Origin of the sequence: Pseudomonas sp. SWRI50 (assembly GCF_014269095.1) — a bacterium.
In the GTDB taxonomy this organism is placed as follows: domain Bacteria; phylum Pseudomonadota; class Gammaproteobacteria; order Pseudomonadales; family Pseudomonadaceae; genus Aquipseudomonas; species Aquipseudomonas kermanshahensis.
The window spans coordinates 285990-311344 of the sequence record NZ_JABWRW010000004.1 but is presented as its reverse complement, the minus strand read 5'-3'; the positions used below and the strand labels follow the sequence as shown (position 1 = coordinate 311344).

Sequence of the window (25355 nt, the reverse complement as noted above, 5' to 3'; positions counted from 1 at the left end):
CCCATGAACCAGACCGCCATTACCCGTAGCTGGGTCGAGCATGCCAACGGGCACAGTGATTTTCCGCTGCAAAACCTGCCGTTGGGCATCTTCAGCCGGCCGGGTGAAGCGCTGCGCTGCGGCGTGGCCATCGGCGATGCCATCCTTGACCTGGAAGCGGTGCTCGCTGCGGGGTTGTTCGACGGCGAGGCCAAGGCTGCGGTGGAGGCTACCCGCGGTGGTGCGCTGAACGCCTTCTTCGCCCTCGGCCGTGGCGCCCGTGTCGCCCTGCGTGAGCGCCTGCTGGCGCTGCTCGGCGAACACAGCGAACACCAGTCGGCGTTGAAAGCGGCGCTTTACCCCGCCGCGGATTGCCAACTGCATGTGCCCGCCAAGATCGGTGACTACACCGACTTTTATGTCGGCATCGAACACGCCAAGAACGTCGGCAAGCTGTTCCGCCCGGACAACCCGCTGCTGCCCAACTACAAGCATGTGCCGATCGGTTACCACGGTCGCGCTTCGACCATTCGCCCCTCCGGTACCGATGTACGTCGCCCCAAAGGCCAAACCCTGCCGGCCGGGCACACCGAGCCAAGCTTCGGGCCCTGCGCGCGCCTGGACTACGAGCTGGAGCTGGGTATCTGGATTGGCCAGGGTAACGATATGGGCGAGTCGATCCCGGTGGGTGATGCCGCCGAGCACGTCGCCGGCTTCTGCCTGCTCAACGACTGGTCGGCGCGTGATATCCAGGCCTGGGAATACCAGCCACTGGGGCCGTTTTTGTCCAAGAGTTTCATTACCAGCATTTCGCCCTGGGTGGTGACGGCCGAGGCCCTGGAGCCGTTCCGCACTGCGCAGCCGGCGCGCCCGCAAGGCGATCCGCAGCCGCTGTCCTACCTGCTGGATGCACGTGACCAGGCCAAGGGTGCGTTCGATATCGAACTGGAAGTGCTGCTGCTGACCGAGCGCATGCGCGAGCAAGGCATTGCGGCTCACCGGCTGACCCTGAGCAACACCCGCAGCATGTACTGGACCGTGGCGCAGATGGTTGCCCACCACAGCGTCAACGGTTGCCAACTGCAACCGGGCGACCTGTTCGGTTCGGGCACGCTGTCGGGGGCAACGCCAGGCTCTTTTGGCAGCCTGCTAGAGATCACCGAGGGCGGCAAGCAGCCGGTGGAGCTGGCCAGCGGTGAGGTGCGCAAGTTCCTCGAAGACGGCGACGAAATCATCCTGCGTGCCCGTTGCACGCGTGATGGCGTGGCCAGCATCGGCTTCGGCGAATGCCGCGGCAAAGTCATCGCAGCCAACTGAGGGGGCAGGGGTATGGAGCTGTACACCTACTACCGTTCCACCTCGTCCTACCGGGTGCGCATCGCGCTGGCGCTGAAGGGGCTGGGTTACCAGTCCTTGCCGGTCAACCTGCTCAAGGGCGAGCAGCGCGGTGCGGACTATGTCGCCGTGAACCCGCAGGGCCGTGTACCGGCCCTGCGCACCGACAGCGGTGCGCTGTTGGTGCAGTCACCGGCGATCATCGAGTACCTGGAAGAGGTTTATCCACACCCTGCGCTGCTGCCGGACACGGCCGAGGCGCGGGCCAAGGTGCGTGGTTTGGCAGCGATCATCGGCTGCGATATCCACCCATTGCACAACGTCAGCGTACTTAACCAGCTGCGCCAGGCAGGGCAGGACGAGCCTCAGGTCAACCAGTGGATCGCGCACTGGATCGGCCAAGGGCTGTCGGCGGTCGAGCAACTGATCGGCGACCACGGCTTCTGCTTTGGCGACACGCCGGGCTTGGCGGATGTCTACTTGCTGCCGCAGGTGTACGCTGCCGAGCGGTTCAACATCGACCTCGGCGGTTACCCGCGCATTCGTCGGGTCGCCGCCCTGGCGGCCCAGCACCCGGCGTTCATCCAGGCGCATCCTTCGCAGCAGCCGGATACCCCGGCTCAGTGAATCGAACGGTTCACCGTCGGGAGTTTGCCGATCCGCTCGGAAAGCTTCAGGCGTTGGACCGGGTCTTCTGTGAGTAGCAGGGCATGCTCCAGGTCGAAACGTTCGGCCTGCGGGCAATCCAGAAACTGGTAGAGCGATGCGCGGGTGGTGTAGTCGCTGACTTGCACCGGGCCCAGCTGCATTACCCGTTCGGCGTCGATCAACGCAGCCAGGTGGTTGTCGTTGCTGATGTGCAATTGGCGCAGGTTGCGTGACAGGCGTTGCAGCATTTGCCGTGGGCTGGCCGTGCGCATGTGCTCTGCACTCAGCGGCACGTGTGGGCCGAACTGGCGGGCGAGCAGGTCGCGGCAATCACTGGGGTACAAGCGCCTGCCGCCGCAAGGGTCGAGCAGGTGGTCGGCGCCGGGCACGCGCAGCAGGAAATGGCCGGGAAATGCAACGCCTTCAAGCGGGATCGACAGGCGCCCAGCCAGCTCCAAGGCCAGGATGGCCAAGGTCAATGGCTGGCCACGGCGGCGCTGCAGCACTTTGTCCATCATCGCCGCGTGCGGCCGCAACGGGTGATATTCATCTTGTTGAAAGCCCAGTGCATTGAGTTGGCGCAGCAGCGGCTGGGCCAGTTCGCACAGGGGCAGCATCGGCAGGTTGGCGCTTATCTCGCGGTGCAGGTCGTGCAGCAGGGCAAGGCTGTTCGCGGGCTCGACACTTCGGTCGTGCTCGGCGGCCATCCACAATGCGGCTTCCAGCAGGGCGACAGGCTCGCGTTCCAGGCAGGCCAGGCAGGCTTGACGTGGCTTCATGGGGCTTCTCCACACACGTTTAACTATTAGCTGTGGCGCGCGGTTTCGTCCAGTGGTCTGACCGAGGCTTCCCGCACTTGGGCCTGCCTATACTGATAGGAGCACCTCGCTGGGGAGCCCGTCGATGTTCGCGTTAATGCAAAGCACCCGTACCCAATCGCTGCACCTGTTCATCGACCCGCCAACGGGGCTGAAAGCGGTGGTGGCGATCCACAGCGAGCAGCTGGGCCCCGCCATGGGCGGTTGTCGCTACCTGCCTTACGCCGATGACGAGAGCGCCATGCACGACGCGATCCGCTTGGCCCAGGGCATGAGCTACAAGGCCGCGCTGGCCGGTTTGGCCTTGGGCGGCGGCAAGGCAGTGATCATGCGCAACCCCCACGTGGAAAACCGCGCTGCGCTGTTCGAGGCATTCGGCCGTTTCGTCGATACCTTGCAGGGGCGCTTCATCACGGCTGTGGACAGCGGTACCTCGACGGTGGATATGGACTGCATCGCGCAGAGCACGCCGCATGTGACCAGCACAACAGCCTCGGGCGACCCTTCGCCCCATGCCGCCATGGGCGTGTTCGCCGGCATCCGCGCCACGTCGAAAGCACGGCTGGGCAGTAACAACCTGGAAGGCTTGCGGGTGGCCGTACAAGGGCTGGGTAACGTTGGCTATGCCTTGGCCGAGCAACTGCACGCGGCGGGAGCGGAGCTGTTGGTGAGCGACCTGGACCCCGGGCGGGTGCGGTTGGCGGTCGAGCAGTTCAATGCCCACCCGGTGACCAACGATGCCTTGATCAGCACCCCCTGCGACATCTTCGCCCCGTGTGGCGTAGGGCCTGTGCTGAACGGGCAGAGCGTGATGCAGCTGCGCTGTGCGGCGGTGGCGGGGGCGGCGAACAACCAGCTGACCACCCTGCAGGTTGCCGACCAGTTGGAATCGCGCGGGATACTGTATGCGCCCGACTACGTGATCAATGCCGGTGGGCTGATCTACGTAGCGTTGACCCATCGTGGCGAAGACCTGGGGACCATCACCGCGCACCTGGCGCGCATTCCTACGCGGCTGACCGAAGTGTTTGGCCATGCCCAGGCAGAGAAGCGCTCGCCGGCGCGGGTGGCGCAGATGCTCGCAGAGCGGCTGCTCTACGGCTAAGCCTGACGCTTCCCCTGTAGGAGCAGCCCAAGGCTGCTCTTACTGGGCTTGGCCTTCGAGCAACTCTGCCAACGCATCTGGCTGGCTCTTGAACGCCCGTGCGAACACGTCGCGGTTCTTGGCCATGTAGATACCGGCTTCTTCGACCTGTTGCTCAGTCAGCGATGGCACCGCCTTGTGCAGCACTTCTGCCAGGCGCTCGGCCAATTCGAGCATCTTGTCGTGACGATCTGCTTCGGCCTTATCCATGAACAAGCGCTCCGGGTCGCGGCTGCTGCGGTACACCACTTCGACGGCCATTCATCACCTCTATGCCTTTTTGCTGGTTGGGTTGCGTTTTACTGTATCTTTATACAGTAATGGCATTGGGCATCGTTGCGCAACCAGAATCTTCCCGCAAAAGCGTAGCCCACAGGTGCCTTGCGGCAATCGGTCGCCTTCCAAGGTGAGGGCCTGGCCCTTTAACTGCATGGCACAAGCGTCACACAGGTGACGCATTATCCTTCATGGCGTATCGGGGAATGGGACAATCGTGAACATCAAATGGGCTGAAAAGCTGCGCAAGGGCCTGCACGGCTCGGCTGACTCGCTGGGCAACCTGTGCGTCGAGGCATTCCATTATCTGGCGCTATTCGGCATTGGCGCCATCACCGCCTACGCGGCGGTGATGACCTTCCTGGACATGCTCGGCAAGGGCGGGGTCAGTGTCGATGACATCCTGCTGCTGTTCATCTACCTGGAGCTGGGGGCTATGGTCGGGATCTACTTCAAGACCAACCACATGCCCATCCGCTTTTTGCTGTACGTGGCGATCACCGCACTGACGCGCCTGCTGATCGGCGATGTGTCGCACCACAAGGCGCCGGACGAGGGGTTGTTGTACCTGTGCGGTGGCATCCTGTTGCTGGCGTTCTCGATCCTGGTGGTGCGCTACGCGTCGTACCGTTACCCCTCGACCAAGGTGCTGGATGCCAATGGCAAGGAAGTGGACGAGGGCAAGTAGCCCTCAGTTGGCCACGAAATGACGCGGTGCATGCTGCGCATCGCGGGTGAGTGCGGCGAGCACTTGCATCGGGTTCTGGCTCAGTTCGATGGCCAGGCCCAGGCGGATGCTGTCGATGACCCGCTGCAAGCGCACCGGGTCGTTACGCTGAGCCTGGCTGATCAGGCGCTTGGCGACCACGCCAGCGTCGTCGGCAAGGGTGAGCATGATGCTGCCATCCAGGTCGACGATGCTCAGGTTGACCCGGTACTCGGGGGCGAAGGCGGCGCTGATCTGTGCGAAGGGGTTGTTCATGGTCATGCATTCTGCAGCGATTGAGTGCAGGGGTTGACCGGCATGAGCGCGCGTTGGTTCAGCGCCGTTGATCGACAGAAACGAAAACGCCCGGCACTAGGCCGGGCGTTTTGTTACCACCCTCAGGCGTCGGGGTCACTTAGCTCCAGCACGCCGCGCTTGCTGCGCAACTTGCCGTAGAAGTGTTCAAGCGCGTGGTTGAGCTTGGTGGCGGCGCCATCGACCGCCTGGTCCAGCGAGGTGGCGGTGTGGGTCACGGAAATCGGTTGGTGGCCTTTCGGGCGAGCCTCCATTTGGCAACGTTTGTCATGCGGTCCGGGCTTGGCGCCGTTCTCGTCGCGCAGGTGCACCTCGATGCGGGTGAGGTCGTCCTCGTAACGTTCCAGTGAGCTTTCCAGCGTACTGCGGACCCACTCGTCGAGCCGGGCGTTGCCTTCGATATGGTTGCTGCTGTTGACCTGGATTTGCATGATTCAATCCTTATTCAGCTTGCTCGCATGGAGGCGTGCCTAGGCCCTTGAGACCCTTGGAATTTCTGCGCCTCTTGACTCTAAGGTCAGGCAACGGCGGAATGATTTCAAGCCCTTTTTGAAAATAAATTTCTTGTTGCAACTGCAAGGCGAGGGCCGCGCAGCGACCCCCGGGTTTCGTCAGAAGGCTACCGAGGTCTGCACGTACAGGGTCCGTGGTTCACCCACATACTTACCCTTGTTGTTGTCGTCGAACGAACGCGTGTAGTACTCGCGGTTGAACAGGTTCTTCACGCCTACCGCCACCTTCAGGTTCGACATCTGCGGGCCAAAGTCATACCCGGCGCGGGTGCTGACCAGCATGTAGCCGGGGATACGCCCGGTGCTGCCATCGGCACTTTCCTCGCCGGTATTGGCGTTGTCGGCATACTGGCTGCTCTGGAAGCTGCTATCCAGGTCCAACTGCCACGGGCCTTCGGTGTAGCCGACGCCCAAGGTGCCCTTGTGCCGTGAAGAGAACGGCACCTGATTGCCCTTGTTCGGGCCGTCTTCGCGGATGGTGGCATCGACGAACGCGTAGCTGGCATGCACGTCGAAGCCGGCCAGTGCCGGGCTCAGGCCGTCGAGGGCATAGCGGATGCTGGTCTCGATGCCTTGGTGACGGGTCTCACCGCGTGCAATCACCGAATCGTTGGTCTGGTTGCTTTCATACTGGTTGTCGAAGTTGATCAGAAACGCGCCGATCTCCGCTTGCACGTCGCCATTGTCGTAGCGGGTGCCGACTTCCCAGGTGCGGGCTTTTTCGGGTTTTACTTCACCGCTGCTGACGCGGTTGGGCATCTGGCTGTACTGCACGCTGCCGAACGAACCCTCGGTGTTGGCATACAGGTTCCAGCTGTCGGTGAGGTGGTACATCACGTTCAACGCCGGCAACGCGGTGTTGTAGCTGCCCTGGTAACGCTGGCCATTGAGCGTGTTGCTCTGTTCGGAGTCGATCACCTCGTAGCGTACGCCCGGGGTGATGGTCCAGCGGCCGATGTCGATACGGTCGTCCAGGTAGATGGCGTGGGCTTCGGTGCTGCCGCGGGTATCGCGGTCGTTGCGGCTGGCAGTGGTCGGCAGGTCGCCGTTGACCGGTTCGCGGAAGCGCAATTCGTGGCCGGCTTCGTTGACATAGCGGTAGCCGATGCCCAGTTCGTGCCAGCTTTCACCCAGCGCAACGCCTTGGGAGAACCGGGTTTCGATACCGCGCACCCAGTATTCGCGCGGCGACAGCGAAACGAAGCTGCCCTGGTCGAGGTAGCCACTGCGCAGGGTTTTGGTGAAGAAGCTGTTGACGCTGAATTGGCGGTCGTCCTGCTTGTAGTCGTAGCCGACGTTGACCAGCGTGCGACGGCCCCAGAACTTGTCCTTCAGGCGCGTCGATTGGTACGGGTCGGCATCGAAATCGGCAGTGCTCAGGCCGCCGGGCATGTCGGCTTCGCCTTCGTAGTATTGGGCCATGGCGTGCAGGCTATTGGCCTCATCCAGTTGCAGTTTGCCCTTGAGGATCAGGTCATCAATCTGCGTGTCGCTGTGCTCGCGCCAGTCGCCGCCACGGGTGCCAGAGTAGAGCAGGGCGCCGCCCAGGCCGTTGGCATTGGTGCCGCCGACCAGCAGGTTGGCGCTGTTCTTGAAACCGTCGTGGCTCGAGGACGGGCTGATCTGGTTTTGCATGGCGGCCTTGAAGGTGGCCTCCTCAGGGATTGCACGGGTCACGAAGTTGACGATGCCGCCGACGTTCTGCGGGCCATAGCGCACCGCGCCGCCGCCGCGCACCACGTCCACGGCATCCATGTTGCCCATGCTGATCGGCGCCAGTGACAACTGAGGCTGGCCGTACGGCGCGAACGGCACCGGGATGCCGTCCATCAGCACGGTGGAGCGCGACGCCAGGCGTGGGTTGAGGCCACGGATACCAAAGTTCAGCGCCAGGTCATGGCTGCCGGTGCCGTTGTTGTCTGGCGCATTCACCCCCGGGATGCGGTTGAGCACTTCGCGCGCGGTGGTGGCGCCGCTGCGTTCGAAGGCTTCACGGCGCACGACGTCGCGGGCGCCGGGGTGTTCGAAGACGTTGTCTTGCTGGGCTTCGGCCAACCAGTCGCCGACCACCGTTGAGGCCCCCAGCTCGACGGCGGCGCTGGTGCTGGCGGCACTCAGCGGCTGCAGGCTGAAGGCGTTGTCGGTTTCTTGCCGGGCTTGCAGGCCACTGCCGCGCAGCAGCGCGTCGAGGCCCTGGCGCACGTCGTACTGGCCGTCCAGGCCTGGGGTGTTCATGCCTTGGGTCAGTTGCGAACCGAACGAAATCAATGCGCCGCTCTCGCGACCGAACTGGTTGAGGGCGTCTTCAAGGGAGCCGGCGGCGATGTGGTAAGTGCGCGCTTCGGCGTGGGCCGCGGGGCTGGCGAGGCCGAGGGTGGTGGCGAGCAGCAGGGCGTGGACGAGGGGGCTGGGGCGCAACGGCATGGGTGAGGTCCTGAGAGAAGGGGTTTGCCTTGTCTGTCACGCGAACGTTGGGAAATGGCTCAGGTGAATGCAAAAAATCTGCGGCTGCTGTGCAGCCTATGGCCGGCAGGCCAGCTTCCACAGGTAACTGCGCAGGCTCAGACCTTGTGAGGACCCTGTGGGAGCGGGCTTGTCCCGCGAATGGGGATACGCGGTGCATGGCACCGGCTTCGCCGGTGTTCGCGGGGCAAGCCCGCTCCCACGGGTATAGGCCCGGCAACCTCACGTCAGGCTATCGACCGTCACCCAGTACCGGGTAAACCGTCGCACCCGCACCGGCAATGCCACCTCCAGCATCTGCAGAATTCGCTCACTGTCATCTAGCGGGTAAGACCCGGAAATCCGCAAGTCGGCGACCCGCTCGCTGCACCCCAGTTGCCCCTGCCGGTAGCGGCCGAGCTCGGCCAGGAAATCCCCCAGGCGCATCTGCGACGCTACCAGCATGCCGTCGACCCAGGCCCCGGCATTGCGGTCCAGCGCTGTGACCGCCCGCCAGCCGTTGCCCCCCAATCGGGCCTGTTGCCCTGCCAGCAAGGCCTCACCCGACACACTGGCGACGCCACTGAACACCGACACCAGGCTGAACCCGTCGTACTGCCGCACGTTGAAACGGCCGCTGTCCAACTGCAGCGCAGCTTCGCCGGTGCGCAGCAGCAAGGGCCGTGCATCCTTGGCCACCTCCAGCGCCAGTTCGCCTTCGAGCAGGCGCACCACCCGCTGGGGCCCATCAAAGCGCACATCGGCGGCGCTACGGGTATTGAGTTGCAGCAGGCTGCCGTCTTCCAGGTTCAACCGCCGACGCTGGCCGACCGGGCTGCGGTAGTCGGCCATCAGCCCTGGCAACGGGTTGTGCTGCTGCAGCCCCAACCCTGTGGCACTGGCCACACCGAGCAGCAGCAAGGCCTTGAGCGCACGCCGTCGAGCGGCCGATGGCGGCGCTTGCAGCGTCGCATGCACCACGGGCGAAGCCACCCCGCGTAGCCGCTGATTGACCTGCTGAATATGCGCCCAGGCGCGCTGGTGTTCGTGGTCGGCTTGTAGCCAGTGCTCCAGCGCCAACTGCTGGGCCCGGTCAAAATCATCACCCTGGGACTCGATCAACCAATGCACGGCCTGCTCGGCTACCTGCGGAGAAAACTGGGTATTCACAGGGCGAAGTAACAGCGCATGGCCGCCTTGTTCAGGTAGCGTTTGACCGTGGCCAGTGACAGGTTCAGCTCACGCGCGATCTCGCCCTGGCCCAGGCCGTCGACCTGCGCCAGCAGGAAGGCACGCTTGACCAGCGCTGGCAGGCCATCCAGCAGGCGGTCGAGCTCCAGCAGCGTCTCGAAGATGATCGCTTTCTGTTCTTCGCTCGGTGCCACGTCTTCCGGCACTTGGGCCAAGGCTAGGAGGTAGGCGCGTTCCAGTTCCTGGCGCCGAAAGTGATTGCACAGCACCCGCTTGGCGACCGTGGCCAGGAACGCCCGGGGTTCGATCAATTGCGGTGTCTCGCGTGCCTGAAGCAGGCGTACGTAGGTGTCCTGCGCCAGGTCGGCGGCACTCTGCGGGCAGCCAAGGCGGCGGCGCAACCAGCCGGTCAGCCAGCTGTGATGGGCGTGATAGAGGCCTTCGACCGTGGAGGAAAGGGCGCTGGACACCGTGGATACTCCGGCGCCAAGATGCGCGATTGGAAGTAATAATTGTTCGCATTGTAGTGGGCGACCCGGTGCTCGGCAATCCTCCAGGGGCGGATCGCCAGCCCGTCAGCGATGGGCGGCTAAGCAGCGGCAATATTTTGCTTATGCGAATTGAAATCATTATTATTGCAGCCCCGAAAATGCCCGGACCTCCGCCATGAAGCGCAACGCCGCCGGTCTCCCGCTCAGCTACCGCCTGGCCGTGGCCTCACGCTGCCTGGCTGCAACGCTGGGCGGTTATCTGCTGGCATCCATGGCCAGTGTCAGCATCGCCCTGCTGGCGCCCTTGCCACGGGTCGACGCGACACTCACGGGCTTGCTGTTGTCGTTCGTCTTCTACGTGCTGGCGTTCATCTGGTGCTTCGCTTGCCGTAGCGCCTGGCGTGCCTGGTGGGGCGTGCTGTTGCCAAGCGTGCTGCTGGGCGTGGTCAGCGGTTTTGCCTACTGGATGAAAAACCCATGAAAGAAGGCTTTCGCCAGGCCATGGCCTGGTTGCACACCTGGACCGGCCTGATCTTCGGCTGGTTGCTGTTCGCCATCTTCCTCACTGGCACGCTTTCGTACTTCAAGGACGAGATCAATCACTGGACCCAACCCGAGGTGCGCAGCCATGCGCTCGACCCGGTAAACAGCCTGGGCTTGGCCCAGCGCTACCTGGAGGCCAACGCCGCGCACGCCAGCAACTGGATGATCCGCTTGCCCAACGCGCGCGAGGCGGCGCTGAACGTGGGCTGGCGCGACCCCGAGGCGGGGCGCCGCGGTTTTGTCAGCAAAAGCCTCGATGCGCAGACTGGCCAGCCGGTCGAGGCGCGCGATAGCCGTGGCGGCGAATTCTTCTACCGCTTCCACTTCCAGCTGGAGATGCCGTACCCGTTCGGCCGTTGGCTGTCGACGTTCTGTGCCTTCATCATGCTGCTGGGCTTGGTTACCGGGATCATCACCCACAAGAAGATCTTCAAAGAGTTTTTCACCTTCCGCCCTGGCAAAGGCCAGCGCTCCTGGCTGGATGGGCACAACGCAATCGGCGTGCTGGTGCTGCCGTTCCACCTGATGATCAGCTACAGCAGCCTGGTGCTGTTCATGTACATGGTGATGCCTGCCGGCATTCTGGCCAGCTATGGCGGCAATACCGGCGAGTACTTCAACGAGCTGTTCGGCCGCGAAGATGCGCCCAAGGCTGCCAACGTCGCGACGCCCCTGGTGCCGTTGCCGACGCTGTACGCCAAAGTCGAGGAACTGGCGCCGGGTGCACGCATCGGTTTCATCCAGCTGCAAAACCCCGGTGACCGCAATGCCCGGGTCACCTTCACCCAGTCCTCGGCTGATAACGTCGCCTACCGGCGCAGCACCCACTGGACCTTCGATGGCGCCAGCGGCGCGCTGCTGACCCAAGGTGCACCGGAGAGCGGTGCGATGATGACGGCCTTCAGTTTTGCCGGCCTGCACATGGGCAATTTCGCCGGGCCCTGGCTGCGCTGGTTGTACTTTGTCTTCGGCGTGGCCGGCACAGCAGTCATCGGCACAGGGTTGGTGATGTGGTTGGGCAAGCGTCAGCTCAAGCATGCCAAGAGCGCGCACATGCCCGGCGAATTGCGCTTGGTCGAGGTGCTCAACATTGCCAGCATGAGTGGCCTGCTGCTGGCGGTGGCAGGGTTCTTCTGGGCTAATCGGCTGATCCCTGTGGCTGCCGAGGGCCGCGCCGATTGGGAGGTCAACACGTTCTTCCTGGTCTGGGCATTGTCGCTGGTGCATGCCGTGCTGCGATCCGGGCGCCGCGCCTGGGGAGAGCAACTGGCGCTGGGCGCGCTGGCCTTCGCCTTGCTGCCGCTGCTCAATGGCCTGACCACAGGCCAGGGCCTCGATCAGTCATTGCGGTCTGGCGACTGGGCCATGGCCGGGTTCGACCTCACGGCGCTGGCCACCGGCGTGTTCCTGGCGTGGACGGCCAGCAAAATGCTGCGCCCGGCAAAGCCGGTTACCAAGCGCGCCTCACGCGCGGCCCAAAAACCGACGGTCGAGGGCGGCGAGGTGAGCGGATGCTAGGTAGTGCGCTGATCGGCTTCGCGGGCTTCGTCGCCCTGTGCCTGGCCATGGAAAAACACTTCAATGAGCTGCTTGGGCGCAAACCCCAGGCGCAACAGTTGCGTGTGCTGCGCGTCGGTGGCTGGCTGCTGCTGGTGCTGTCGCTGGTACTCAGCGTGCACATGCGGGGGTGGGCGCATGGCCTGGTGGAGTGGATAGCGGTGTTGATGGCGGGGGTGACCCTGTGGGTGTTCGCCCTGCCGTACCAGCCCCGCCTGTTGCTGGGCCTGGCCGCCATCAGCGTGGTGCTCGGCCCGCTGTTGGCCGTGCTTGCTGTGTGACGCCTTGAGCGAGCCGGGTGACGTGATCGAGCCAGACGCTGACCACACTGGCGGCCGTGCGCGCTTCGTGCAGGTGTTTCTGGCGCAGCGTGCGCGCATGGAGGCATTGGTCAGCCGCCGGGTCGGTTGCCGGGCCACGGCATCGGACCTGGTCCAGGAGTTGTTCCTGCGCTTCTGGCGCCGCCCCGAGGTCAAGGTCGAAGCACTGGACACCTACCTTTTGCGCTGCGCCGGCAACCTTGCCATCGACCACCTGCGCAGCGAAGGCAGCCGCGAGCGCGTGGCTGAAGCCACGCAAGCCGTGGATGAGCAGTCCAGCGCTGCAGAACCTGAGCAAGCCCTGGAGGTCGATCACGACCTGCAACGCATCGAGGCTGCGTTGCGTGCCTTGCCCGATCGCACGCGGCAGATCTTCCTGCTCAATCGTATCCACGGCTGCACGTACAGCGAGATCGCCACGGCCATGCAACTGTCCCAGAGCGCCGTTGAAAAGCATATGATGCGCGCCCTCGAAGCGTGCAAGGCGAGTGTCGCCGAGCCCGTTTCCACCCTACGCAGGCCAGGGAGCGCCCGTCGATGAGCCGTCCGAATCCGATCACTGCCGCGCAGTCACAGGCCGCGCTGCAGTGGCTGAGCCGCATCAACGAACAGCCTGAGCAAGCTCAAGGTGCGGCGTTCAAGCGTTGGTTGGTGGCCGACCCGGGGCATCGAGAGGCGTACGCACAGGCTCAGGCGCTGTGGCAGATGAGCGCGACGCCAGCGGCGCGGCTGGCCGATGAAGAGCGTGAGGGCCTGCAAAAGTACCTGGATGCCATGGCCAAGGCGCCTGCCCGAGGCCGTTGGCGCCAACGCGTCGCCGCCTTGGCAGTTGCAGCCTGCCTGGTGCTGGCGGTTGGCACCGTGGGGGGTTGGCACCTTGGCTACTGGCTGCAGGACCTGCAGGCCGACTACAGCAGCGCCGGCAACGTCCGCCAGGTGACCCTGGCCGATCAATCGCAGGTGACACTCGATGCAGGCAGCGCAATCACGGTCGACTTCGCCCAAGGCGAGCGCCGTGTGCGGCTGCTGCGCGGGGCGGCGTTCTTCCAGGTCACCCACACCGGCGAGCCGTTTCTGGTCGCTGCCGCAGGCGGTGAGGTGCGGGTGCTGGGCACCCAGTTCGAGGTGCGTGAGCAGGGGGATGGCGCGCAGGTGACAGTGCGCAGTGGGCGGGTCGCGGTGACGCCGGGGCAAGGCGTGGTCGCCCGTGAACTGACGGCCAATCAGCAGCTGGCTTACGTGCACGGCCATGCGGGCAGCACCGTGAGCGTAGACAGCGAGAGCCGCCTGGCTTGGCGCCAGGGCTGGCTGAATTACTACCAGGTGCCGCTGGCGCAGGTGGTCGAAGACCTCGGGCGGTACTACCCGGGGCGCATCCTGCTGCTCGAGGGTGAGTTGGGGCAGCGCAAGGTCAGTGGCAGTTTCCCGGTGCAAGCGCCTTTGGCAGCGCTCGATTCACTTGGCCATGTGATGGGCTTTTCCCGGCAGACCGTATTGGGGCGGTTGACGATTATCCGCTAGGCACCTGTACCAGAACCTGTGGGCTTGCCCGCGAAGAGGCCGGCCCAGGAAAAAAATTCAATTAACGGATGAGGTAACAGGCCGTGGCATCCGTGTAATGAGTGGAAGTGCGATTCATTCGCAATCAACACCCACTTACAGGTCAGCGTCCATGAAGTTCACCCCGCGTTGCGTCCCCCTCTGGCTCGGCCTTTCGGTGTTCCCTGTCATCGCCATCGCACCGTTGGCCGGGGCGGCCGAGCAGGTACAGGCGTACACGTTTGCCCAGCCAAGCCAGCCCTTGGCCCAGGCGCTTAATGCCTTCAGCCAAGCCACCGGCCAGAGCGTGGTGTACACCCTCGAGCTTTCTGGCCAGCAGGCACCCGCCCTCAACGGCACCTTCAGCGCAGAGCAGGCGCTGCAGCAATTGCTGGGCACTTCCGGCCTGGCCTGGCGCCGCGTCGATGCCCGCACCTTCACCCTCGAAGCCGTGAGCAGCGACGGGGCACTCAACCTGCAGGCCACCACCGTGACCTCGCAGATGGACGCCTACAGCTATCAGCCCCCGGCTACGGCCTCGATCATGCGTGGCCAGGGCCCGAACCAGGACATCCCCCAGGCCATCAACGTGGTCCCGGCCCAGGTCATTCGCGACCAGGCCCCGCGCAACCTCGATGATGCCTTGACCAACGTCAGCGGCATTACCCAGGGCAACAACTTTGGCGGCACCTCCGACACCGTGATGAAGCGCGGCTTTGGGGACAACCGCGACGGCTCGATCATGCGTGACGGTATGCCCATCGTGCAGGGCCGCAGCCTTAATGCCAGCACCGAGCGGGTCGAAGTGCTCAAGGGCCCGGCCTCGCTGCTGTATGGCATCCAGGACCCAGGCGGGGTCATCAACGTGGTCAGCAAGCGCCCGCAACTGCAGCAGTACAACGCCCTGACGGTGCGTGGCTCGACCTACGGCAGCGGCAAAAATGGCAGCGGCGGTGGGTTCGACAGCACCGGCGCACTCGGCGACAGCAACTTCGCCTACCGCCTGATCGTCGACCACGAAGATGAGGACTACTGGCGTAACTTCGGTGTGCACCGCGAATCGCTGGTGGCGCCGTCGCTGGCCTGGCTGGGCGAGGACACCCAGGTGGTGGTGGCGTACGAGCACCGCGAGTTTCTTTACCCGTTCGACCGCGGCACGGCCTTTGGCAGCAACGGCCACCCCTTGGACATTCCGGCCACGCGTCGCCTGGATGAGCCATTCAACGACATGGAAGGGCGCTCTGACCTGTATCGCCTGGAGGTCGACCACCAATTGGCCGACGATTGGAAGCTGCACTTCGGCTACAGCTTCAACCGCGAGACCTACGACGCCAGCCAGGTCCGCGTGACGGGCGTCAACGAAGCCACGGGCACGCTGACGCGCAGCATCGACGGCACGCACAACGCCATGAGCCGCGACCAGTTCGCCACCCTGAGCCTTGCGGGCAACGTCGAGCTGGGCGGCCTGCAGCATGACCTGTTGTTCGGCCTCGATCACGAAGACCGCAAGGTGTTTCGTGGCGACCTGATCCGCCAGACGGCGCAGTCTACCTTCAGCTATGAAAACCCGGTCTACGGCCAGGAAGTGGAGGGCAGCAGCGTGCGCGCCAGCGACAGCGACCAGACCGACAAACTGCGCACCGACGCGCTGTTCGTGCAGGACGCCTTGCACCTGGACGAGCACTGGATACTGGTGGCCGGGGCGCGCTTCCAGCAGTTCGACCAATACGCCGGCCGCGGTCGCCCGTTCAAAGCCAATACCGACACTAGCGGCCAGGCCTGGGTGCCGCATGCCGGCATCGTCTACAAGGTCGATGACCAGCTGTCGTTCTATGGCAGCTACAGCGAGTCGTTCAAGCCCAACTCCAGCATTGCGCCGTTGACCGGCGGGGTGGTGCTGGATGCGTCGGTAGCGCCCGAGGAGGGCAAGTCGTGGGAGCTGGGGGCCAAGCTCGACATGCCAGGCAGCCTGACCGGCACCTTGGCGCTGTTCGACATCACCAAGCGTAATGTGCTGGTCGCCAACTTCGACACGGGTACCGGCGAGACGGTCTACAGCAATGCTGGCGAGGTCAATTCACGCGGTGTGGAGCTTGACCTGACTGGGCAGCTCAGCGAGCGCTGGAGCCTGATCGGCAGTTATGCCTTTACCGATGCCAAGGTCACCAAAGACCCGGACCTTGAAGGCAACCGCCTGCAGAACGTGGCCAAGCACAGTGGCTCACTCTCGGCCGTGTATGACTTTGGCCGCGTGTTCGGTGGTGACCGGCTGCGCTTTGGTGCTGGGGCCCGTTATGTGGGCGAGCGTTCGGGCAACTCGACCAACACCTTCGACTTGCCCAGCTATACCGTCGCCGATGCGTTTGCCACGTACGAGACCCAGCTCGACGAACACAACGTGCGCCTGCAGTTGAACGTGAAGAACCTGTTCGACAAGGTTTACTACAGCTCGGCGGTGAACCAGTACTTTGTCGCAGTTGGCGATGCGCGGCAGGTGAGCCTGTCCAGCACCTTCGAGTTCTAAGGGCTGAAGGCTGCGCGATAGTCGCCAGGCGTCGCTCCGAGTGCCTGGCGGAAGCGGTTGCTGAAATGGCTGGCACTGGCAAACCCGCACAGCAACGCCACCTCTCCCAGCGCAAGGTGGCCCAAGCGCAACAATTGGCAAGCACGGTGCAGCCGTCGTGCCAGCAGGTACTGATGTGGCGGCAAGCCGAAACTGGTGCGGAACATGCGCGCGAAGTGGTACTCGGAAAGGTTGCAGCGCAGGGCCAGTTCACCGAGGGTGATGGGCTGGTCCAGGTGCGCCTCGATGTACTCCACCAACTGCCGACGCAGGTTCGGCGCCAAGCCGCCTTTCAGGCGCAGCCCTTGACGTAACCCAACCTGGCTGAGCACTGCGTGGTCGACGATTTCATGCGCCAGGCTGCTGGCCAGCAGGCGCTCGCCGGGCTCGTCCCAGGCCAGGTTGATCAACTGGCGAAAGCGCGCCGACTGTTGCGGGTCATCGAGGAACGTCGCCTCCTGCAGCTGCAATTCCCGCGGCTCACGGTCCAGCAGGCGCACGCAACCCAGGGCGAACTGCGCCTCGCTGACGTACAGGTGCGCCAGGCGGATCGCGCCGTTGACCACCCAGTTCGACTCATGGCCGGCCGGCATGATGCACAGCTTGTTCGGTGCGCCCTTGTCGGCCGGTCGCTGGCGACGGAAGGTGCCGGTGCCATCGGCGATGTAGCACGACAGCGTGTGATGGCTGGGCGCCTGGTAATCGCGGGCATCGTCGCGGTTGCGCCACAGCGCCGCAGCCAAGCCGTCACCCAGGTGCGCGCTCAGCTCCAAGCGGGCGTGGGGCGAGGCGTGCATGGCGTTGAAGACGTGCAGCTGGGAGAGTGGGGTCATGGGCGATTCCTCTGGGGCCATCGTACTGCGCTTGCGTTGCGCTGACAGCTCCCTGGGTTGGAAAAGCGCAAGTTTGTGCAAGCGGGGAGGGCCAGGAGGGCGAACACTGAGGGCCTCGGCGAGGGCTGCGCCCTCGATTCGCGGGGCAAGCCCGCTCCCACAGAAATCGAAGAATGCTCGGTACTTGTGGGAGCGGGCTTGCCCCGCGAAGCGTCGGGCACCGATTCTGAAAGGCCCAAGGAACCACCCACATGAACCTGTCCCTGTACCTGCTCACCGTCCTGATCTGGGGCACCACCTGGATCGCCCTGAAACTGCAACTGGGCGTGGTCGCCATCCCGGTGTCCATCGTCTATCGCTTCGCTTTGGCCGGGTTGATCCTGTTCGCCATCCTGCTGCTCACCCGTCGCCTGCAACCCATGAACCGCCGCGGCCACCTGATCTGCCTGGCCCAAGGCCTGTGCCTGTTCTGCGTCAACTTCATGTGCTTCCTTACCGCCAGCCAGTGGATCGCCAGCGGCCTGATCGCCGTGGTGTTCTCCACCGCGACCCTGTGGAACGCACTCAACGCCCGGGTGTTCTTTGGCCAGAAGATCGCTGCCAACGTGCTGGGTGGCGGTGCACTGGGGCTGCTGGGCCTGGGCCTGCTGTTCTGGCCCGAACTGTCCCACCATGCCGCCAGCCGCGAAACCCTGTACGGCCTCGGCCTGGCTTTGCTCGGCACGCTGTGCTTCTCGGCCGGCAACATGCTGTCGAGCATGCAGCAGAAAGCAGGGCTCAAGCCCATGACCACCAATGCCTGGGGCATGGTCTATGGCGCGGCGATGCTGACGGTTTATTGCCTGTTCAACGGCATTCCCTTCGCCATGGAATGGAACACCCGCTACATCGGCTCGCTGATGTACCTGGTGATCCCGGGTTCGGTGATTGGCTTCACCGCCTACCTGACCCTGGTCGGGCGCATGGGCCCCGAGCGGGCAGCCTACTGTACGGTGCTGTTCCCGCTGGTGGCCTTAAACGTGTCGGCGTTTGTCGAAGGGTATCAATGGACGGCGCCGGCGCTGTTGGGGATGACGTTGGTGATGGGGGGGAATGTACTGGTGTTTCGCAAACTCAACGCCACACGCATTGCTACAGCCCCCTTACTCAGGCCGTGATGCTGCAGTATCGGTGGGTGAAATATCACCCGGTACGGATTTCACGATGCGCTGAATGTGACCGTGACGGCCTCTGTATCTTTAGATTCGTTACCGGCGCGTGAGAGGGCGGTATATACAAGGGTATAATCTCCGTATATGGCTTTTCCATCCATGAAGAATGTATCTTTAGGTATTTTACCTGTGATGGGCTGATCCTCTTTCGCGCGAGGCGGTGTCGTCAATGTCACGCTAATATTCTCGGGTCCGGTTATGTTAACCATGCAGTGGTCTCCAACTCTGTTATAAGTGAAAGGTGGGGCTGTAAAATCTAAACTGTCATGGTTGTCGAAGTAGGCGAGGTTGAATGCTGTGGTATCCATCGCCAATGGAGGCGCTTGGATGGGTTTTTTTAAGTCGACGGTGAAAGAGGTTGTGACTGTCCTTTCAGAACCATCTTTTGTTTTTAATACATATTGCAGGGTTTGTTTCTGACTTTTTTTGAATCGATCCGAAGGGAGCTGGAAGTGTAGCGACTCTGGAAGTGGTTTGTCGTACTGGCGATCAAGGATTGACTGGCCGCTCTCACTGGAGTGAGTAATGTAAAAATAGGAGGGTACCGGCCATTCGTCTGTTTGGGGGATGGTTATATTTAAATACTCTGCCATCTTGGCGGACGTGATGAGATTCTCTTCAATCCCCGGAATCTCTACAACGTCATCAAATTGAATGTCTCGAAAAATAGGGTTGAGATTTTTCACGTGGGTAGTCCTCAGAATAGCAATGAAGGTGGTGTTCTTCTGCATTGTTAATCTGAGGTGTAGCGGGTGTCACCTAGCAAAAATGATAGGTACGTAGCGTTGGCAATGGGCCAATAAGCGAGTTGTTTCAGATTGCTCGCTTATCGCAAGGGGCGTGGGCAGAGGGCGCGCGCCATTCGCCAGTAGCTTTGCGAACGGCGCGATAAAAACAGTTGAAAACGCTTAGTGCTTCCACACCTGCGGGTTCACCAGATCCCGCGGCCGTTCACCCAGCAGCGCCGCACGCAGGTTGTCCATCGCCCGGTTGGCCATGGCCTCGCGGGTTTCTGCGGTGGCCGAGCCGATGTGCGGCAGGGTCAGGGCGTTGGGCAGTTTGAACAGTGGCGAATCGCTCAGCGGTTCCTTCTCGTACACATCCAGGCCGGCACCGCGAATGGTGCCGTTCTGCAGGGCTTCGATCAGTGCTGCTTCATCGACCACCGGGCCGCGGGCGATGTTGATGAGGAAGGCGCTTGGCTTCATCAGCTTCAGCTCCCGTGCACCGATCAGCTTGCGGGTGGCCTCCGACAACGGCACCACGATGCAGACGAAATCGGCTTCGGCCAGCAGTTGCTCCAGGCTGCGGAACTGCGCCCCCAGCTCTTGCTCCAGTGCAGCCTTGCGGCTGTTGCCGGTATAGATGACCGGCATGTTGAACCCGAACCGGCCGCGGCGGGCAACGGCGGCGCCGATGTTGCCCATGCCGACGATGCCCAAGGTCTTGCCGTGCACATCGCTGCCGAAGTGCGCCGGGCCGACGGTGGCTTGCCACTGGCCGGCCTTGGTCCAGGCATCCAGCTCGGCCGTGCGCCGGGCGCAGCCCATGATCAGCGAGAAGCCCAGGTCTGCGGTGCTTTCGGTGAGTACGTCGGGGGTGTTGGTCAGGGCGATGCCGCGTTCATTGAAGTAGTCGACGTCATAGTTGTCGTAGCCGACCGAGACGCTGGAGACCACTTCAAGCTTGGCCGCGCCTTCGAGTTGCGCACGGCCAAGCTTACGGCCGACGCCGATCAGGCCGTGGGCCTCGGGCAGGGCTTCGTTGAATTGGGCGTTGATGTCGCCGAGCTTGGGGTTCGGCAGGATCACGTTGAAGTCTTGTTGCAGGCGCTCGGCCATGGCCGGGGTGATGCGGCTGAAGGCCAGGACGGTCTTTTTCATCGGCAACTCTCTGCAAGGCTAGGGTGGACTGCCAGGCAGTTGACCGCGTTGCGGTCATTCGCAGCACAAGGCTGCTCCTACAAAGGTCGCTGTAGGAGCAGCCTTGTGCTGCGAATGGAGGGCATCGCCCTCCCATGGTCCTGGCGCTGGAAGCAATGGTTAGCAACCTACCATTGCTCCTCCCCTGAATGCAGCATGTTTCTCAGTTGGCGATCTGCACCTGATGGGTTTTCAGGTCTGCCTCATGCGCTGCCAGAATTTCCGGCAGCGAATTGCGCAGGTACTCGACCCAGGTCTTGATCTTGGCATCCAGGTACTGGCGCGACGGATAGATGGCGTACAGGTTCAGCTCTTGCAGCCGATACTCGGGCAGCACCCGCACCAGGCTGCCGTCACGCAGCCCGTCGATGGCCGAATAGATCGGCAGCACGCCCACGCCCATGCCACTGCGAATCGCGGTTTTCATGGCGTCGGCGGTGTTCACCTGGAACGGCGAGCTGGTGATGTTGACCATTTCCTGGCCTTCCGGGCCGTCGAACAGCCACTTCTCCAGCGGGATCACCGGGCTGACCATGCGCAGGCAGGCGTGCTTGAGCAGGTCGGCAGGCTTGTGTGCGATGCCGTTGCGCACGATGTAGTCGGGCGAGGCGCAGACGATGCTGTAGGTGATCCCCAAACGCTGTGACACGAAGCCCGAGTCCGGCAGCTCGGTGGCCAGCACGATGGACACGTCGTAGCCCTCATCGAGCAGGTCCGGCACGCGGTTGGCCATGGTCAGGTCGAAGGTCACGTCCGGGTGCGATTCACGGTAGCGGGCAATGGCATCGACCACGAAGTGTTGGCCCACCCCGGTCATGGAGTGAACCTTCAATTGCCCAGCCGGGCGGGCATGGGCGTCGCTGGCCTCGGCCTCGGCTTCTTCAACGTAGGTAAGAATCTGTTCGCAGCGCATCAGGTAGCGCTTGCCGGCCTCGGTCAGCGCGATGCGGCGGGTAGTACGGTTGAGCAGCCGAGTTTGCAGATGGGCTTCCAGATTGGAGACCGCCCGCGACACGTTCGCGGTGGTCGTATCCAGTTGCGCCGCAGCAGCCGTGAAGCTGCCAAGCTGGGCTACGCAACTGAAAGCACGCATATTTTGCAGGGTGTCCATGGGTCACTCTCAAGGTAGAGGACAAAATTGTGTCACGAAGTAACGACGAAGTTATTAAAAGATGCCTTCGACCAAAGGCTGATTATCGCGCGTTTGGTAACAAAGATTCGCAGGAATATGCGCTTATCGCCAGTCCTGCCGCCCCCTAGAATTGCCCGGCCCCTCCACCTCTTCCTCGGGAAATCGCAGCTGTGCCGCGTCGCATCATCAGAACGCTTCAAGTGTTCAGTGCCTGTGCCCTTACCCTCACCTTGAGCGGCTGTATCGGAACCTGGGGCATTGCCCCGCAAAGCAAGACATTACACGCCAATACCCTGACCACCGACGCGGCGATACGCGAAGCGGCCACCGACGCGCACTGGCCCGACCAGCAGTGGTGGCAGGCCTATCGCGACCCCCAGCTGAACCGCTGGGTCGCATTGGCCGTCGAGGGCAGCCCGAACCTGGCCATGGCCCTGGCGCGGGTGCGCGAGGCCAAGGCCATGGCCGGTGTGGTCGAGTCGGCAGAAAAGCTGCAAGCCAACGGCCAGGCCACACTCAAGCGCCACAACTGGCCCGAGGATCAGTTCTACGGCCCTGGCGCACTGTCGGGCGCCAATACCTGGGACAACAACGCCGCCATCGGCTTCAGCTATGCCCTCGACCTCTGGGGCCGCGAGCGCAATGCCAGCGAGCAGGCTGTGGACCAGGCGCACATGAGTGTGGCCGAGGCTCGCCAGGCGCAGCTCGAGCTGCAGAACAACGTGGTGCGTGCTTACATCCAGCTGAGCCTGCACTTCGCCCAGCGCGATATCGTCAAGGCTGAACTCGAGCAGCAGGAGCAGATCCTGGCCCTGGCCAAGCGTCGGCTGGACGCAGGCATCGGCACCCATTTCGAAGTCAGCCAGGCCGAAGCGCCGCTGCCCGAAACCCATCGTCAGCTCGACAGCCTTGACGAAGAGATCGCCCTGACCCGCAACCAGCTTGCTGCGTTGGCCGGCAAGGGGCCAGGGGAGGGGGCGCAGATCCAGCGCCCGACCCTGACCCTTGGCGCCCCGCTCATGCTGCCATCGGCGCTGCCCGCCGAGCTGGTCGGCCAGCGCCCGGACGTGGTCGCCAGCCGTTGGCAGGTGGCCGCGCAAGCGCGTGGCATCGACGTCGCGCATGCCGGCTTCTTCCCCAATGTCGACCTGGTCGGCAGCCTCGGTTTCATGGCCACCGGCGGCGGCCCGCTGGAGTTTCTCACCGGGCGCAAGTTCAACTACAACGTCGGCCCGGCAATCAGCCTGCCGGTCTTCGACGGCGGCCGCCTGCGCTCGCAACTGGGCGTCGCTTCAGCGGGCTATGACATGGCCGTCGCGCGCTACAACCAGACCGTGGTCGGTGCATTGAAGAACATCTCCGACCAGTTGATCCGCCGCGAGTCGATGAAAGAGCAATCGCACTTTGCCGCCGAATCGGTCGCCGCCGCGCAAAAGACCTACGACATCGCCATGGTCGCCTTCCAGCGCGGCCTGACCGACTACCTCAACGTGCTCAACGCGCAGACCTTGCTGTTCCGTCAGCAGCAGGTACAGCAGCAGGTGCAGGCCGCCCGCCTGATCGCCCATGCCGAGCTGGTCACCGCCCTTGGGGGTGGCCTGCAAGCGGGCAAGGACGTGCCGGAGCAAGAGCGCCAGGCCGCACCGAAAACCCCGGCCACCCTGGCCATTTTCGACAAGCAGCCGGATAACGCCAAATGAGCACCTCAAGCCTGCCCGTGCGCTGGCTGCAGGGCCTGGAGTGGCGCCGGGGCTTCTTTGCCTGGGCGCGCACCGATGGCGTGACCTGGGTCTACATCTTCAAGGTGCTGGCCGCCGCCTTCATCACCCTGTGGCTGGCCATGCGCCTGGAACTGCCGCAGCCGCGCACGGCGATGATCACCGTGTTCATCGTCATGCAGCCGCAAAGCGGCCACGTGTTCGCCAAGAGTTTCTACCGGGTGCTCGGCACCCTGGCAGGCTCGGCGATGATGGTCGCACTGATCGCCATTTTCCCGCAGAACACCGAGCTGTTCCTGCCCAGCCTGGCCCTGTGGGTCGGCCTGTGTTCGGCTGGCGCGATGCGCTACCGCACCTTCCGTGCCTATGGCTTCGTGCTGGCCGGCTACACCGCGGCGATGATCGGCTTGCCGGTACTGGAGCACCCCGACCAAGCCTTTATGGCGGCCGTGTGGCGGGTGCTGGAAATCGCCCTGGGGATTCTCGTTTCAACGTTCGTCAGCGCCGCGATCCTGCCGCAGTCGGCCAGCGCGGCCATGCGTAACGCCCTCTACCAGCGCTTCGGTGTGTTCGCTGGCGTCGTAGTCGAAGCTTTGCGTGGTGACAGCCAGCGCGACCGCTTTGAAAGCAGCAACGTGCGCTTCATCGCCGAGGCTGTTGGCCTGGAAAGCCTGCGTAATGTCACCGCCTTCGAAGACCCGCACATGCGCAGGCGCAGTGGCCGGTTGGTGCGCATGAACAGCGAGTTCATGGCCATCACCACGCGCTTCAATGCCCTGCACCGGCTGCTCGAACGCCTGCGCGCCCGTGGCCCGCTGCAGATCGTCAGCGCCATCGAGCCGGGCCTGGACACCTTGGTCGAACTGCTTCAGCCCTACGTGGGCCGCGCCTTGACCGATTCGGACGCGCTGCGTCTGACGCTTGAGCTGGCCGCCTACAAGGAGGGCCTGCAAGCCCAGGTGCGTGGCTTGCGCGCCGAGTACCAGCAAACCAACCCCAGCGACTCCGACCTGCTCGACTTCCACACCGCCTTCGAGCTGCTGTATCGCTTTGTCGACGAGATGTTCAGCTACGCCGAGACCCATGCCTCGCTGGCCGTGCACAAGCACGAGCGCGAGCAGTGGGACGAGCCCTATGTGGCGCAGACCAGCTGGCTGGTGTCGTTGGCTGCTGGCGTGCGCGCCTCGGCGGTGCTGTTGCTGCTGGGCAGTTACTGGTTGCTCAGCGACTGGCCCAGCGGCGCCATGATGACGCTGATCGCCACGGTCACGGTGGGCTTGTCGGCGGCCTCGCCCAACCCCAAGCGCATGTCGTTCCAGATGGCCTGCGGCACGGCGATCGGGGCCTTCGTCGGGTTCTTCGAAACCTTCTTCGTGTTCCCCTGGATCGACGGATTCCCGCTGCTGTGCATGGTCCTGGCACCGGTCTTCGTGCTGGGGGCATTCCTGTCTTCGCGGCCCGCGTATGCCGGTTACGGCATCGGTTTGCTGGTGTTTTTCGCCATCGGTTCGGTGCCCAACAACCTGACCGTCTACGACCCTTACACCTTCATCAACGACTACATCGGCATGGTCATCGGCATGTTCGTCTGCGCCGCGGCCGGGGCGATCATCCTGCCGCCCAACAGCCGCTGGCTGTGGAGCCGGCTGGAGCAGGAACTGCGTGAACAGGTGCTGTTCGCCATCAGTGGCCGCTTGCGCGGCTTGGGTTCGGCCTTCGAGAGCCGCACCCGTGACCTGCTGCACCAAGCCTATGGCCTGGCTGCCGGCAAGCCGAAGGTGCAGAGCGAGCTGATGGGCTGGATGTTCACCGTGCTGGAAATCGGCCACGCCATCATCGAGCTGCGCAAGGAACAGGCCCGCGCCCCGATCCACCCGGCCTACGCCGAGTCGCAGCCATGGCGCCAGGCCATCCGCGTCATGGGCCGCGCCCTGGCGCGTTTGTTCCTGCAGCCCAGCGCCAGCAACCACGAGCGCGCACTGGTGGCGGTGGACCATGCCATCAGCCGCGTGCAGGCCACCGACGAACCCTTCGCCCGGCACTTCGACACCTCGGTGCTGCGCCGCGCGCAAAGCTACTTGCACTTCATCCGTTCTTCCCTGCTGGACCCACAGTCGCCGCTGGCACCGGCGAAAGGACTGCACCATGCCCCGTGAAATC

At 63.6% G+C, this 25355-nt stretch carries 24 protein-coding genes; 13 read left to right on the top strand and 11 right to left on the bottom strand.

Going from position 1 to position 25355, the window contains the following annotated elements; genetic code table 11:
* Positions 1 to 3: 3 nt before the first annotated feature.
* Both fahA and maiA read left to right on the top strand, forming a co-directional pair.
* Positions 4 to 1296, top strand: a complete 1293-nt coding sequence (gene fahA / locus HU750_RS06945; RefSeq protein WP_186677889.1) for a fumarylacetoacetase — start codon at positions 4 to 6, stop codon at positions 1294 to 1296.
* A gap of 12 nt (positions 1297 to 1308) precedes the next feature.
* Complete coding sequence (gene maiA, locus HU750_RS06940) at positions 1309 to 1941, top strand: maleylacetoacetate isomerase (protein WP_186677886.1); 633 nt, start codon at positions 1309 to 1311, stop codon at positions 1939 to 1941.
* Here the strand turns inward: maiA and HU750_RS06935 are convergent.
* Positions 1935 to 2741 (bottom strand): SirB1 family protein, encoded by an 807-nt coding sequence (locus HU750_RS06935; protein WP_027595264.1) that lies wholly within the window; start codon positions 2739 to 2741, stop codon positions 1935 to 1937. The genes maiA and HU750_RS06935 overlap by 7 nt on opposite strands.
* A gap of 124 nt (positions 2742 to 2865) precedes the next feature.
* Between HU750_RS06935 and HU750_RS06930 the strand changes: the two genes are divergently transcribed.
* Positions 2866 to 3885, top strand: a complete 1020-nt coding sequence (locus tag HU750_RS06930; protein ID WP_186677884.1) for a Glu/Leu/Phe/Val dehydrogenase family protein — start codon at positions 2866 to 2868, stop codon at positions 3883 to 3885.
* A gap of 39 nt (positions 3886 to 3924) precedes the next feature.
* Here the strand turns inward: HU750_RS06930 and HU750_RS06925 are convergent, their stop codons facing one another.
* Positions 3925 to 4185: a YebG family protein gene (locus HU750_RS06925; protein WP_027595266.1), complete on the bottom strand. Its 261-nt coding sequence runs from the start codon at positions 4183 to 4185 to the stop codon at positions 3925 to 3927.
* A gap of 232 nt (positions 4186 to 4417) precedes the next feature.
* On the opposite strand from HU750_RS06925, the gene HU750_RS06920 reads away from it, so the two are divergent.
* Positions 4418 to 4888, top strand: coding sequence for a phosphate-starvation-inducible protein PsiE (locus tag HU750_RS06920; RefSeq protein ID WP_027595267.1), 471 nt, complete (start codon positions 4418 to 4420; stop codon positions 4886 to 4888).
* Between the two features lie 3 nt (positions 4889 to 4891).
* Here the strand turns inward: HU750_RS06920 and HU750_RS06915 are convergent, their stop codons facing one another.
* From HU750_RS06915 to HU750_RS06895, 5 genes are all read right to left on the bottom strand, one after another.
* Positions 4892 to 5182: a DUF3509 domain-containing protein gene (locus HU750_RS06915; RefSeq protein WP_027595268.1), complete on the bottom strand. Its 291-nt coding sequence runs from the start codon at positions 5180 to 5182 to the stop codon at positions 4892 to 4894.
* A gap of 122 nt (positions 5183 to 5304) precedes the next feature.
* Entirely contained in the window at positions 5305 to 5652 is a 348-nt protein-coding gene (locus HU750_RS06910) for an HPF/RaiA family ribosome-associated protein (RefSeq protein ID WP_027595269.1), read from the bottom strand.
* 180 nt (positions 5653 to 5832) lie between these two features.
* Positions 5833 to 8157 (bottom strand): TonB-dependent Fe(3+) dicitrate receptor FecA, encoded by a 2325-nt coding sequence (gene fecA / locus HU750_RS06905; RefSeq protein WP_186677881.1) that lies wholly within the window; start codon positions 8155 to 8157, stop codon positions 5833 to 5835.
* 261 nt (positions 8158 to 8418) lie between these two features.
* Positions 8419 to 9345: a FecR domain-containing protein gene (locus HU750_RS06900; RefSeq protein WP_186677877.1), complete on the bottom strand. Its 927-nt coding sequence runs from the start codon at positions 9343 to 9345 to the stop codon at positions 8419 to 8421.
* Positions 9342 to 9836: a sigma-70 family RNA polymerase sigma factor gene (locus HU750_RS06895; RefSeq protein ID WP_186677874.1), complete on the bottom strand. Its 495-nt coding sequence runs from the start codon at positions 9834 to 9836 to the stop codon at positions 9342 to 9344. The genes HU750_RS06900 and HU750_RS06895 overlap by 4 nt, the downstream gene beginning before the upstream one ends.
* Positions 9837 to 10032: 196 nt before the next feature.
* Here HU750_RS06895 and HU750_RS06890 point away from each other — a divergent pair, with 196 nt between their 5' ends.
* The 6 genes from HU750_RS06890 to HU750_RS06865 all read left to right on the top strand — a co-directional run bounded on the left by HU750_RS06890 (position 10033) and on the right by HU750_RS06865 (position 16340).
* Entirely contained in the window at positions 10033 to 10338 is a 306-nt protein-coding gene (locus HU750_RS06890; protein WP_027595273.1) for a DUF3649 domain-containing protein, read from the top strand.
* A complete protein-coding gene (locus HU750_RS06885; RefSeq protein WP_186677867.1) occupies positions 10335 to 11918 on the top strand; it encodes a PepSY-associated TM helix domain-containing protein in 1584 nt (527 codons plus the stop codon). Before HU750_RS06890 ends, HU750_RS06885 begins: the two co-directional genes overlap by 4 nt.
* On the top strand, positions 11912 to 12238 hold the full coding sequence (locus HU750_RS06880; protein ID WP_186677846.1) for a DUF3325 domain-containing protein: 327 nt from the start codon (positions 11912 to 11914) through the stop codon (positions 12236 to 12238). The genes HU750_RS06885 and HU750_RS06880 overlap by 7 nt, the downstream gene beginning before the upstream one ends.
* Before the next feature lie 4 nt (positions 12239 to 12242).
* Entirely contained in the window at positions 12243 to 12818 is a 576-nt protein-coding gene (locus HU750_RS06875) for an RNA polymerase sigma factor (RefSeq protein ID WP_099430971.1), read from the top strand.
* Positions 12815 to 13798 carry a FecR family protein gene (locus HU750_RS06870; RefSeq protein ID WP_186677844.1) on the top strand — a complete coding sequence of 328 codons (984 nt, stop codon included), beginning with the start codon at positions 12815 to 12817 and terminating at the stop codon, positions 13796 to 13798. Before HU750_RS06875 ends, HU750_RS06870 begins: the two co-directional genes overlap by 4 nt.
* Before the next feature lie 151 nt (positions 13799 to 13949).
* Complete coding sequence (locus HU750_RS06865; protein WP_186677841.1) at positions 13950 to 16340, top strand: TonB-dependent siderophore receptor; 2391 nt, start codon at positions 13950 to 13952, stop codon at positions 16338 to 16340.
* On the opposite strand, the gene HU750_RS06860 is transcribed toward HU750_RS06865, so the two are convergent.
* Positions 16337 to 17212: a helix-turn-helix domain-containing protein gene (locus tag HU750_RS06860; protein ID WP_186677838.1), complete on the bottom strand. Its 876-nt coding sequence runs from the start codon at positions 17210 to 17212 to the stop codon at positions 16337 to 16339. The two genes, HU750_RS06865 and HU750_RS06860, sit on opposite strands and share 4 nt — an antisense overlap.
* Before the next feature lie 251 nt (positions 17213 to 17463).
* On the opposite strand from HU750_RS06860, the gene HU750_RS06855 reads away from it, so the two are divergent.
* Positions 17464 to 18369: a DMT family transporter gene (locus HU750_RS06855; RefSeq protein ID WP_186677835.1), complete on the top strand. Its 906-nt coding sequence runs from the start codon at positions 17464 to 17466 to the stop codon at positions 18367 to 18369.
* A gap of 41 nt (positions 18370 to 18410) precedes the next feature.
* Here HU750_RS06855 and HU750_RS06850 read toward each other — a convergent pair whose 3' ends face one another.
* The 3 genes from HU750_RS06850 to HU750_RS06840 all read right to left on the bottom strand — a co-directional run bounded on the left by HU750_RS06850 (position 18411) and on the right by HU750_RS06840 (position 21456).
* Positions 18411 to 19109, bottom strand: a complete 699-nt coding sequence (locus HU750_RS06850) for a hypothetical protein (RefSeq protein ID WP_186677832.1) — start codon at positions 19107 to 19109, stop codon at positions 18411 to 18413.
* A 222-nt stretch (positions 19110 to 19331) separates the two neighbouring features.
* Positions 19332 to 20306, bottom strand: a complete 975-nt coding sequence (locus tag HU750_RS06845; protein WP_186677829.1) for a 2-hydroxyacid dehydrogenase — start codon at positions 20304 to 20306, stop codon at positions 19332 to 19334.
* 202 nt (positions 20307 to 20508) lie between these two features.
* Positions 20509 to 21456, bottom strand: a complete 948-nt coding sequence (locus HU750_RS06840) for a LysR family transcriptional regulator (RefSeq protein WP_027595283.1) — start codon at positions 21454 to 21456, stop codon at positions 20509 to 20511.
* 191 nt (positions 21457 to 21647) lie between these two features.
* Between HU750_RS06840 and HU750_RS06835 the strand changes: the two genes are divergently transcribed.
* Together HU750_RS06835 and HU750_RS06830 are read left to right on the top strand one after the other, a co-directional pair.
* A complete protein-coding gene (locus tag HU750_RS06835) occupies positions 21648 to 23177 on the top strand; it encodes an efflux transporter outer membrane subunit (protein ID WP_186677826.1) in 1530 nt (509 codons plus the stop codon).
* Positions 23174 to 25351: an FUSC family protein gene (locus HU750_RS06830; protein WP_186677824.1), complete on the top strand. Its 2178-nt coding sequence runs from the start codon at positions 23174 to 23176 to the stop codon at positions 25349 to 25351. Before HU750_RS06835 ends, HU750_RS06830 begins: the two co-directional genes overlap by 4 nt.
* Positions 25352 to 25355: the final 4 nt, after the last annotated feature.

Bases quoted from the DNA above. Each gene is read 5' to 3' on its own strand.
- HU750_RS06915 (WP_027595268.1), bottom strand. From the start codon at position 5,182: ATGAACAACCCCTTCGCACAGATCAGCGCCGCCTTCGCCCCCGAGTAC.
- HU750_RS06845 (WP_186677829.1), bottom strand. From the start codon at position 20,306: ATGAAAAAGACCGTCCTGGCCTTCAGCCGCATCACCCCGGCCATGGCC.
- HU750_RS06840 (WP_027595283.1), bottom strand. From the start codon at position 21,456: ATGGACACCCTGCAAAATATGCGTGCTTTCAGTTGCGTAGCCCAGCTT.
- fecA (WP_186677881.1), bottom strand. From the start codon at position 8,157: ATGCCGTTGCGCCCCAGCCCCCTCGTCCACGCCCTGCTGCTCGCCACC.
- fahA (WP_186677889.1), top strand. From the start codon at position 4: ATGAACCAGACCGCCATTACCCGTAGCTGGGTCGAGCATGCCAACGGG.
- HU750_RS06855 (WP_186677835.1), top strand. From the start codon at position 17,464: ATGAACCTGTCCCTGTACCTGCTCACCGTCCTGATCTGGGGCACCACC.
- HU750_RS06860 (WP_186677838.1), bottom strand. From the start codon at position 17,212: ATGACCCCACTCTCCCAGCTGCACGTCTTCAACGCCATGCACGCCTCG.
- HU750_RS06935 (WP_027595264.1), bottom strand. From the start codon at position 2,741: ATGAAGCCACGTCAAGCCTGCCTGGCCTGCCTGGAACGCGAGCCTGTC.
- HU750_RS06910 (WP_027595269.1), bottom strand. From the start codon at position 5,652: ATGCAAATCCAGGTCAACAGCAGCAACCATATCGAAGGCAACGCCCGG.
- HU750_RS06830 (WP_186677824.1), top strand. From the start codon at position 23,174: ATGAGCACCTCAAGCCTGCCCGTGCGCTGGCTGCAGGGCCTGGAGTGG.
- maiA (WP_186677886.1), top strand. From the start codon at position 1,309: ATGGAGCTGTACACCTACTACCGTTCCACCTCGTCCTACCGGGTGCGC.
- HU750_RS06880 (WP_186677846.1), top strand. From the start codon at position 11,912: ATGCTAGGTAGTGCGCTGATCGGCTTCGCGGGCTTCGTCGCCCTGTGC.
- HU750_RS06930 (WP_186677884.1), top strand. From the start codon at position 2,866: ATGTTCGCGTTAATGCAAAGCACCCGTACCCAATCGCTGCACCTGTTC.
- HU750_RS06890 (WP_027595273.1), top strand. From the start codon at position 10,033: ATGAAGCGCAACGCCGCCGGTCTCCCGCTCAGCTACCGCCTGGCCGTG.
- HU750_RS06925 (WP_027595266.1), bottom strand. From the start codon at position 4,185: ATGGCCGTCGAAGTGGTGTACCGCAGCAGCCGCGACCCGGAGCGCTTG.
- HU750_RS06865 (WP_186677841.1), top strand. From the start codon at position 13,950: ATGAAGTTCACCCCGCGTTGCGTCCCCCTCTGGCTCGGCCTTTCGGTG.
- HU750_RS06870 (WP_186677844.1), top strand. From the start codon at position 12,815: ATGAGCCGTCCGAATCCGATCACTGCCGCGCAGTCACAGGCCGCGCTG.
- HU750_RS06885 (WP_186677867.1), top strand. From the start codon at position 10,335: ATGAAAGAAGGCTTTCGCCAGGCCATGGCCTGGTTGCACACCTGGACC.